The organism is Pseudomonas sp. HMSC067G02, assembly GCF_001813485.1.
GTDB classification, from domain to species: Bacteria; Pseudomonadota; Gammaproteobacteria; order Pseudomonadales; family Pseudomonadaceae; genus Pseudomonas; species Pseudomonas aeruginosa.
The window spans coordinates 1-628 of sequence record NZ_KV812712.1 but is presented as its reverse complement, the minus strand read 5'-3'; the positions used below and the strand labels follow the sequence as shown (position 1 = coordinate 628).

1 protein-coding gene is annotated in these 628 nt (G+C 55.7%); it reads left to right on the top strand.

What is annotated here, in order from left to right; translation table 11 throughout:
* Positions 1-82 precede the first annotated feature (82 nt).
* On the top strand, positions 83-571 hold the full coding sequence (gene phzB, locus HMPREF2914_RS24540; RefSeq protein WP_003115119.1) for a phenazine biosynthesis protein PhzB: 489 nt from the start codon (positions 83-85) through the stop codon (positions 569-571).
* Positions 572-628: the final 57 nt, after the last annotated feature.

The following is a 628-nucleotide window of genomic DNA, read 5'->3' as shown; positions in this document are numbered from 1 at the left end:
TGGGAATAGCCGTTCCGCAAATAAAACGTGACGGCATTCCCACCTGATTAATGATTATTCCAATTCAAGAGGAGATATGACGATGCTCGATAATGCTATTCCCCAAGGTTTCGAAGACGCCGTGGAGTTGCGCAGGAAGAATCGCGAGACGGTGGTCAAGTATATGAACACCAAAGGCCAGGATCGCCTGCGCCGCCATGAACTTTTCGTCGAGGACGGCTGTGGCGGTTTATGGACCACCGATACCGGCTCGCCCATCGTCATTCGTGGCAAGGACAAGCTGGCCGAGCACGCGGTGTGGTCGCTGAAATGCTTCCCGGATTGGGAGTGGTACAACATCAAGGTCTTCGAGACCGACGATCCCAACCACTTCTGGGTCGAGTGCGACGGCCACGGCAAGATCCTCTTCCCCGGGTATCCCGAGGGTTACTACGAGAACCACTTCCTGCATTCCTTCGAGCTGGACGACGGCAAGATCAAGCGCAACCGCGAATTCATGAACGTCTTCCAGCAATTGCGCGCCCTGAGCATTCCGGTCCCGCAGATCAAACGCGAAGGCATTCCCACCTGAGGCCATCCTGGAAGGGGTGAACTATGGACGATCTATTGCAACGCGTACGGCGCTGCG

Bases quoted from the DNA above. Each gene is read 5' to 3' on its own strand.
- phzB (WP_003115119.1), top strand. From the start codon at position 83: ATGCTCGATAATGCTATTCCCCAAGGTTTCGAAGACGCCGTGGAGTTG.